Origin of the sequence: Bradyrhizobium guangdongense (assembly GCF_006483445.1) — a bacterium.
GTDB classification, from domain to species: Bacteria; Pseudomonadota; Alphaproteobacteria; order Rhizobiales; family Xanthobacteraceae; genus Bradyrhizobium; species Bradyrhizobium guangdongense_A.
Genome location: NZ_PPPT01000270.1, coordinates 1 through 7,343, shown reverse-complemented (window position 1 = coordinate 7,343; position 7,343 = coordinate 1). Strand labels below are relative to the sequence as shown.

Annotated in this window: 11 protein-coding genes; 3 read left to right on the top strand and 8 right to left on the bottom strand. The window is 60.3% G+C overall.

Annotated features, from left to right (window positions below; genetic code table 11):
* Nucleotides 1–57: 57 nt before the first annotated feature.
* The 5 genes from C2U70_RS31420 to C2U70_RS31400 form a co-directional block, all read right to left on the bottom strand.
* Nucleotides 58–474: a hypothetical protein gene (locus tag C2U70_RS31420; RefSeq protein ID WP_140982510.1), complete on the bottom strand. Its 417-nt coding sequence runs from the start codon at nt 472–474 to the stop codon at nt 58–60.
* Between the two features lie 176 nt (nt 475–650).
* On the bottom strand, nt 651–1,568 hold the full coding sequence (locus tag C2U70_RS31415) for a hypothetical protein (protein WP_140982509.1): 918 nt from the start codon (nt 1,566–1,568) through the stop codon (nt 651–653).
* A gap of 204 nt (nt 1,569–1,772) precedes the next feature.
* A complete protein-coding gene (locus C2U70_RS31410; protein WP_140982508.1) occupies nt 1,773–2,213 on the bottom strand; it encodes a nuclear transport factor 2 family protein in 441 nt (146 codons plus the stop codon).
* Between the two features lie 185 nt (nt 2,214–2,398).
* The gene (locus C2U70_RS31405) at nt 2,399–2,737 is read right to left on the bottom strand and encodes a hypothetical protein (protein ID WP_349629586.1); all 339 of its coding nucleotides are present in this window, start codon (nt 2,735–2,737) and stop codon (nt 2,399–2,401) included.
* A 9-nt stretch (nt 2,738–2,746) separates the two neighbouring features.
* Nucleotides 2,747–3,379, bottom strand: coding sequence for a nuclear transport factor 2 family protein (locus tag C2U70_RS31400; RefSeq protein ID WP_433960723.1), 633 nt, complete (start codon nt 3,377–3,379; stop codon nt 2,747–2,749).
* Nucleotides 3,380–3,472: 93 nt separating this feature from the next.
* Here C2U70_RS31400 and C2U70_RS31395 point away from each other — a divergent pair, with 93 nt between their 5' ends.
* Both C2U70_RS31395 and C2U70_RS31390 read left to right on the top strand, forming a co-directional pair.
* Nucleotides 3,473–3,652 (top strand): hypothetical protein, encoded by a 180-nt coding sequence (locus C2U70_RS31395; protein ID WP_140982506.1) that lies wholly within the window; start codon nt 3,473–3,475, stop codon nt 3,650–3,652.
* 116 nt (nt 3,653–3,768) lie between these two features.
* Complete coding sequence (locus C2U70_RS31390) at nt 3,769–4,155, top strand: hypothetical protein (protein WP_140982505.1); 387 nt, start codon at nt 3,769–3,771, stop codon at nt 4,153–4,155.
* Between the two features lie 136 nt (nt 4,156–4,291).
* On the opposite strand, the gene C2U70_RS31385 is transcribed toward C2U70_RS31390, so the two are convergent.
* Nucleotides 4,292–5,137, bottom strand: coding sequence for a BglII/BstYI family type II restriction endonuclease (locus C2U70_RS31385; protein ID WP_246666914.1), 846 nt, complete (start codon nt 5,135–5,137; stop codon nt 4,292–4,294).
* A 91-nt stretch (nt 5,138–5,228) separates the two neighbouring features.
* Between C2U70_RS31385 and C2U70_RS31380 the strand changes: the two genes are divergently transcribed.
* Nucleotides 5,229–5,867 (top strand): MT-A70 family methyltransferase, encoded by a 639-nt coding sequence (locus tag C2U70_RS31380; protein WP_140982504.1) that lies wholly within the window; start codon nt 5,229–5,231, stop codon nt 5,865–5,867.
* A gap of 2 nt (nt 5,868–5,869) precedes the next feature.
* Here C2U70_RS31380 and C2U70_RS31375 read toward each other — a convergent pair whose 3' ends face one another.
* Together C2U70_RS31375 and C2U70_RS31370 are read right to left on the bottom strand one after the other, a co-directional pair.
* Nucleotides 5,870–7,069, bottom strand: a complete 1,200-nt coding sequence (locus C2U70_RS31375) for a hypothetical protein (protein ID WP_140982503.1) — start codon at nt 7,067–7,069, stop codon at nt 5,870–5,872.
* Between the two features lie 69 nt (nt 7,070–7,138).
* Nucleotides 7,139–7,343 (bottom strand): hypothetical protein (locus tag C2U70_RS31370; protein WP_140982502.1); only part of this gene is annotated, 205 nt, incomplete at its 5' end.

Below are 7,343 nucleotides of genomic sequence, written 5' to 3'. Positions count from 1 at the left end.
CAAAACAAAACCGCCGCGCTCTTGCCGAGCGCGGCGGCCAAACGATCAGCCTGGCGATCAGCTATTGCGCAGGCCGTCGGCGGCGCGTTTCCACTGCGCGACGTTGTCGGCGATCATGCGGGTGGACTTCATCGCGGCCTGGCTGAGCTGGGCGTAGCCGGAGATCTCGCGCTGGACGCGCTGGCCTTCCGCATGCAGCAGGTCGCGCAGGCTCTCGAGCTCGGAGATCAAATTCTCGATCTCGGCGAGCGAGGTGCCGGCGACGCGCTGGATCAGCGAGTTGACGTTGGTGACGGTGGCTTCCGCATTCGGGTCGAGCGCGGGTTCGCTGCCGGCCGCGGGCCGGCGCAGATAGGCGATGTCGTTGCGCACGAAATCGCGGATGCCGGCTTCGACTTCCGTTACTGCGGCGAGATTGGTATCGACCGGCTCGGTCTCGGCATTCTCGACTTTTTCCGGACGAATGGCGTTCATCGTTGTTCCCCTGTTCGCTTGCGCGAGTGTCCCCCGCACGACGATGTGTGTGAGGTCCATCAGGGCGTCCGAATTTGACGGGATCGGGGCCGAGCTGCGGCAAGGATCGACCATTCAGCGGCTTTGCCGTGGCGTTTTGCTCGGATTTTATCGATCCCGGCGCGGTGAGAAGAAGCTCACCAGCTCTTCTTGAAACCTGCGGTCAGGCTCTTGCTGGTGGTGCCCTGCGCGGTCTCGCCGACGGAGCCGGAGATGGTGACGCCGTCATAGAGTTTCTGCTCGGCGCCGAACTTGCGCAGCCATTTGTCGTCCGATGACGACAGGGTCTGGCCGGCGATGAAGCTGGTGCCGGTGTCGGTGATGGTGACTTTTGCCTGCTGGTCGATCTCGGAGCTGCGCGTGATATGGCCGGCGATGCCGGGAATCGGGGTTGTGCCCTGCTGGTTGACGCTGTAGCCGTGCTGCAGGGTCAGCCCGTACTCGCTCGACAGCGGCACGGACTTCGTCAGCGACGCGCCGAGCTTGCTGTTCTCCGCGCCGGGATCGACACGGGCCTCGACCGCGGTCTTGTCCCAGATCGAGCCCGCGCCCGGCGCGGTCGCGGCCGCCCAGGCGCTGCCGGAGGAGGTTGGCAAATTGCCGCCATTGGCGGCCTTCTGGGCCAGCAGCTCGGACATCGTGGTCGGATCGCGCGCAACCGTCATGTCGGCGCCGATACGGGTGTCCCAGAACGGCGTGATCGACTGCTTGACGTTCACGGCGGAGGAGCCGTTGGCATTGGCGTTCGACGACCAGTTCGGCCCGTCATTGCCGGCAGCCTTGGCGGCACGCTTCTTCGCGGCGATCTCGTCGCGGAGGGTGGAGGCATCCGCCCCGAGCTGGACCCAGTCGAGCTTGTCGACGTCGATGCCGTTCAAGACATCGGGATCGTTGACGTTAGCCGCAGGCGCTTCCTCGGCCTCGTCAGCCTCCTCAGCGGGCGAATTCGGCATGGTCGGCACGGTCTGCGCCGATGCCACCAGCACCGAGCCAAAGATGAACGCAGCCGCCAGCATCGGCAGCCTGGCCCAGCCCAATCCGGTCGTGTGATGCATCGTCCTGCCCGCAACCAATTCCGTGGTGACGATGCGGAGCCATCGTTGCGAAATTGTGGCGCGCGAACCAACGGGCCGCGCGGCAAGCGCGCGCCCGACGGCCTGCGTCCCGAACAGAAGCGATCCGGCGGGGCTGGAGGCCAGGATGCTTCGCGAAGGCCGCGGCGCCATCGGTCCCTTGAGGGCGGGACCCGTTGCCGCCCCTCACCCCACCGCGGTCATCTTTGGCAGATGAATGGCGCGGCCGAGCGCCTGCTCGACCAGATCGAAGGTGTCGATCAAGACGCGCATGTTGGTCAGGCGGCCCGCTTTGAACTGGGCGAACTGCGCCACGCGCAGCGAGATCGGCTTGTCGGAATCCAGTGCGGTGAGCGAATAGCGCAGCATGGAGGCGGCCGAATCCACCCCGAGCATGATGCTCTCGCGGTCGAAGCGGCGAACTCTGAAGTTGTCGGCGATCTGGCGGATCACCTCGAGCACGGCGGCTTTGCCGGAGCGGGCGCCGAGGAACGGAAACATGTCGATCGGGCCGTACAGCGCCCAGTCGACGTCCTCGTCGATCAGGCTCTCGATATCCTCAAAATGCCGGTCGTTGATCGCGCGGTGCAAAGCGCGCGAGAAACGCCAGAGGCTGTGCTCTGTCATCTGGGTCGTCCCTGAAACTGGCTGGTCAAAAACGAAAAAAACAACCCCATGCACAGTAGGGCGTGGGGTCGCGTCGAATTCATTCGTACGCAAACAAATAGGCCGGTTTCGCCAAAATGCAATTCACGTTTTTGCAATGCACAATTGATGCGGAAATGTGAAATCCGCAACAAAGGCCCGTAATTTTACCGGTCCGCGAGGCCGGCACGTCCCCGCTCGATCGGAATGGCCTGGTCGCGGGCGGCCAGATAGCCGAACAGCAGCGCGCCGCTGATTCCGCCGATCGCGGCCCCCAGCGGCATGAAGGTGAAGACCACCAGCATGCCGCTATAGCCTTCAAAATTCGTGGTTTTGAAGAATTCGACCCAGGCGAGCCCGAAGCCGACGCCCAGCGCCGCACCGGCCAGCGTTCCCAGAAACAAGCCCAAAGCGGCCAGCAACGCGACTTTCATCGACCCGACTTCGCCCCTCAAGGCGCGCAACACGCCACGTGGTGGGTCTTGGAAGGCGGCGGAAAGGTTCAACGGGCGCGCTCACGCCCCCGCGACGCGCTCGCCTGTGATCAGCGGGCCGATCTCGCGCTCCAGCACCTGCTGCACCAGATCGTAGGAATCGATGATTTCGCGTATTTTCGCCACCTTTCCCTGCCGAAACGTGAAGAAAACCGCCATGTCGACGGCGACGATGCGGTCGTTCGCGCGCTTGCGGTAGAAGCTGCGCAGATTGGCCGCGACCGCGTCGCCCTCGGCGACGATCTGCAGCACCTCGTAGCGGATCTCGGAATAGCGCGACTGCACCAGCGTCCACAGCTTGCGCAGATCGTCCTTGCCGTGGCGCGGCGCCAGATGCGGCAGCACGTCGACCGGCGCGTGGGTGAGGAAGTCGACGTCGTCGGTGCAGAACGACAGGGCGCGCTCGAGATCGCCGGCGCCGAACGCCTCGAGCAGGGCCAGCACGCGCTGGCGATTCAAGCTGTCGACCGTCATCGCCTCACTGCCCTCATTGGCCTGCCGGTCAACGCTATCGCGCCGCCATTCGTTGCAGCAATCCGTAGAAAACAGGGGGATTGCAGCCGGTTTGACGCGGCCGGGCCATGCCAGGTTCATGGCGGGCAACGAAGAGTTGTGCAATAAAATGCATGCCCGCATTAAAATGCATGCCCGCATCCGGGCGGCGGGTGCGCCATGCAGTTTGGTGCTGGGATCCCATAGCGCGGCGCGATGCGCGCCTTGAGGCGCGAGGCGGGCGAGGGGGAGCCGATGGACGTCGGGAAGTTGTTGTGGGGCATTGTCCTCGCGGTCGTGTTCCTGAGCCTCGCGCGCGCCTTCGTGAAGCGCGCGTCCCGGTCGCCCGACGTCAAGTACAATTGGGGGCGTGTGGTTCTGGCGTTCTCGGCGATCGGCCTGGGGATCTATCTGGCCTTCTTCCGCCAGCTCTGACGCGGGCAATCTGACGCGATCCGCTCCGCCGGAACCGCCTTAAGGCGTGACGCATCTCACATCGCCCCTCGCGGGCCACGGCTAGCTTCATACCCATGTCATCAGGGAGCCGTGCCATGACCGCCGCCATCGCCGCCTGCAAGTCCCGCCTGCAAAACGTCATCGAGGGCTTTGCGCTGACCGCGGTGTTCCAGAGCTTTCCGAGCTTCGCCGCCGCCGCCCTGCTGCTCAAGCTCGCCGGCAGCCGCGACCTCGTCGGCGACCCCGGCGTCGCCATCTTCGTCATCTCGGCCTCGCTGATCCACGCCCTGGTCGCCGCGACGCTGGGCCCAAGGTTTCCGTCGCTGTGCAAGACCGTCTACGAGCCGATCTTCTTCGACGGCCGCCTGTCGCTGTCCGACAAGATCACGGACTGGCGCACCCAGCCGACGGCCTCGCTGCAACTCGTGACCATCGTGATGATGATGTCGGTGCTCGCGGTGGTGTTCGCGAGCATGGGGTGAGGACGGGGCCGCACTCTCGCCTCGTCATTCCGGGGCGCGCGACTTGTCCGCCGAAGCTTGAAGGGCGAAGGCGGAAGCGACGAGCCCGGACCCCATAACCACGAACGATTGAGTGTTCCCGATCGAATGCCATTCCTTAGCTATCGGCCGAATACGCTTCTTGAGCGGCCTCCTCCAACAAGCGCTTAACCTCGGTCTCATCCTCTCCAAAAGTCACCATCACGTCGGGAAAGCCGATAAGAAGCAATGGACACGGATTTCCGACGCCGCGTTGTACGCGGTCATGCAGCTTACTCCAGTGCGTGGTCGCGGCCCCGAACTTGTCACTGACAAAATGATCCACCCACGCTTCCCGGAATGGAATCGGATTCTTGTTGCGCGTCACTCGTTTCATGACTTCGGCGATTTGTCTTTTCGTTCGGCTTAGACCGATGCGCTCCATGTCGTCGTGGGAGTTCACTTGATACTCATCGACGAAACGCCTCACCAATCGCTTCATCGCGCTTTGCAAGCTGCTTCCTCGGGTGACGATGATGCCGAGCGAGATAGCTCCATCCGAATGGAGCCTCTTAAAATTTTCCAGGTCTCGGTCGAAGAAAGGGTCTTTGTTGTTCCACTCGATTTCGAGTGCGATCGTTCCGGCTCCAAATGTCTTAACGTGATCGATCTCGTGTGATTGCGCCTCGCGCTGCACTCCATCGATGATTCGTTGGACGACGAAATTGTGCTTGCGCCACTCGTGAGCTGCTAGAGCCTTACGAAGCCGTTGCGTGCCCTTTGTCTCTCCTCCCCCCGATCCGATGATTTCTTCAATGGGTATCGTCGAGGAAAGGAGGACTCCTTCCAATAGCTCAGCGACTTCTGGGAAATCGATCTTCAAAATGGCTTCGGCATGCGACCGGAATACGATCTCGAAACCTCGTTCCGTCAGTCTCTCAAACATCAGCGGCGTGGCCCCATATGCCCAGCGGATATTTATCACCAACTATCTTGAGAACGTATCATGAACATGCTACTATGTAGGCCGAGTAGGGCCTATACCGCTACATATGGCTAACATCCTGGAGTCGCCGATGCTTTCCGCCGGTGAGGACTTGCTGCGCTTTGCTGACGGCCGGCGATTCTCGACGATCCTAGCCGACCCGCCGTGGCAGTTCACGAACAAGACTGGCAAGGTCGCACCCGAGCATAAGCGCCTCTCGCGCTACGGCACGATGAAGCTCGACGAGATTGGTGCGTTACCGGTGGCGGATATCGCCGCGCCAACTTCGCATTTGTACCTCTGGTGCCCTAACGCACTGCTACCGGATGGCCTCGCGGTCATGAAGGCGTGGGGCTTCAATTACAAGTCCAACATCGTCTGGCACAAGGTCCGCAAGGATGGCGGTTCGGATGGACGGGGAGTGGGCTTCTACTTTCGGAATGTCACCGAACTGATTTTGTTTGGTGTTCGTGGGAAGAATGCTCGGACTCTTGCGCCCGGACGGAGACAGGTTAATTTGCTCGCCACGCGTAAGCGCGAGCATTCGCGTAAACCTGATGAGCAATACGATATTATGGAAGCATGTTCGTCAGGGCCTTATTTGGAGTTGTTTGGTAGAGGTACGCGGAAAGGTTGGACCACGTGGGGCAATCAGGCGGACGACGATTACAAGCCAACCTGGAAGACCTACTCCAATCACTCTCGTGCCGGATTGATCGCTGCGGAATGAATCTAAAAGCGGCCAAGGATGGATTGGAGCGAGCTAGGAACGTCTGCGGACGTTCCTATTCGGCCTGATAGAGGGCTTTTCCAAGCCAAAATAATTTCCATAGACGCAGCATAGTCGACTAGCCATTCCTTCCCCTTTGGAGGGGACGTTTCCATCAGAAGAAGCATTGACGTTTTGGGCTTCAAGAGATGCTTGTAGAGGAAGCGATACTCGAAGAGCTGACTAACTGCTTTGCGGAATTGGCTGTGGAAGTTGCTGTCAGTACAGCTTTTCACTTCCACCAACACACTGCCATTTGGCGTGTTGAAGAAGAGGTCAATATTCTGATTGTACCTTGGAGATAAGCCCTGCGATTTAACTTCGTGAACTAAGGCTTTCTCCAGCAAGAAGTGCGACAACGTCGCTCGCTCTCGAGCTACCATGTCTACATTTATGACAGCGGTTGCTTTGCCGGAGGCTGTCGGCTTGGTTCGGTTCCATTCGAGCGAATTGGAAGACGACGACGGAGTGGTTCGAATCGTGTTGTCTTCGAGCGGCCCCGCGGCGATTGAAAGTAGCGGTGACAGATGCGTGCTATCGCCGCCATTTAAGAGGCCGAGCCAACTGCGTCTCCTGAGAAAGGCTACCGGATCTAAGAGCAATTCATCGCGCAGCAACGGATCTGGCTCGTGTTGAGCTGCTGCGATCGCAGCATGCCCGAGCCAACCATCGTCGAGCTCTAAGTGGATTGCCGCTCCGTCCTGATCATAGAGATTTGTCTCTACTAAGAAACGATAGAAATTAGACCTAGCCTTCTTTGCTGCACCTGGTCCGAGCCATTTCGTAAAAAAGCTCAAATTTGACAGCTTTAGAAGCTGCCGTATCCGCCATACCCCGTTCTTGTCGGCAATACGCTCGCAAACGAATCTGCGAATTCTCTCGTCTCGATATGCCCACAAAAAGTACATGACTTTTCGAGTGAGGGGCTCGCCAATTCCGTAAGCAGAAACTAGAGAAAGGAAATAGTCGTATGCGATAGATCCGTCCTTGTTTAGGAGCAGGAAACGCTTGCTTACCAGTCCGGGCGCATCACGGTTGGTGTTGGCGCGAGCGAATTTAAGCAACGCACCATATTTCATGCCCGGCGTGATCGCTAAGATCGTAGCGTCCAATTTAGATTGCGGCGGCTCTTTAGTTAAAGAGCTATGATCGCCCCCAACCACGTTTCGCTCCCCCTTTTTAATCGGCTACTCCGGCGCAGTCGCTCGTGATCACTAAGATACCGCGCGTCTCTACCTCTTCTTCCACCCACCCCGCCGCCCCGGCTGCTCGCCGGTCGACTTCGGCGCCGGCCCGAACTCCGGACCTGACTGCCGCGAGTCCGTCGGCTGGATGATCCGGCTGGTGCTGCCGAACGGCTTTGCGGGCAGCGCGCGGCTTTCGCGATAGGGCAGCGATTCCGGGCCGTGCATCTCGTCGAGATGCGGCTTGTGCACC

What these genes read in the sequence shown, in the direction of transcription:
- C2U70_RS31420 (WP_140982510.1), bottom strand. Translation starts at nt 474, where the DNA reads ATGAACGCCATTCGTCCGGAAAAAGTCGAGAATGCCGAGACCGAGCCG.
- C2U70_RS31415 (WP_140982509.1), bottom strand. Translation starts at nt 1,568, where the DNA reads ATGCATCACACGACCGGATTGGGCTGGGCCAGGCTGCCGATGCTGGCG.
- C2U70_RS31410 (WP_140982508.1), bottom strand. Translation starts at nt 2,213, where the DNA reads ATGACAGAGCACAGCCTCTGGCGTTTCTCGCGCGCTTTGCACCGCGCG.
- C2U70_RS31400 (WP_433960723.1), bottom strand. Translation starts at nt 3,379, where the DNA reads ATGCGGGCATGCATTTTAATGCGGGCATGCATTTTATTGCACAACTCT.
- C2U70_RS31395 (WP_140982506.1), top strand. Translation starts at nt 3,473, where the DNA reads ATGGACGTCGGGAAGTTGTTGTGGGGCATTGTCCTCGCGGTCGTGTTC.
- C2U70_RS31390 (WP_140982505.1), top strand. Translation starts at nt 3,769, where the DNA reads ATGACCGCCGCCATCGCCGCCTGCAAGTCCCGCCTGCAAAACGTCATC.
- C2U70_RS31380 (WP_140982504.1), top strand. Translation starts at nt 5,229, where the DNA reads ATGCTTTCCGCCGGTGAGGACTTGCTGCGCTTTGCTGACGGCCGGCGA.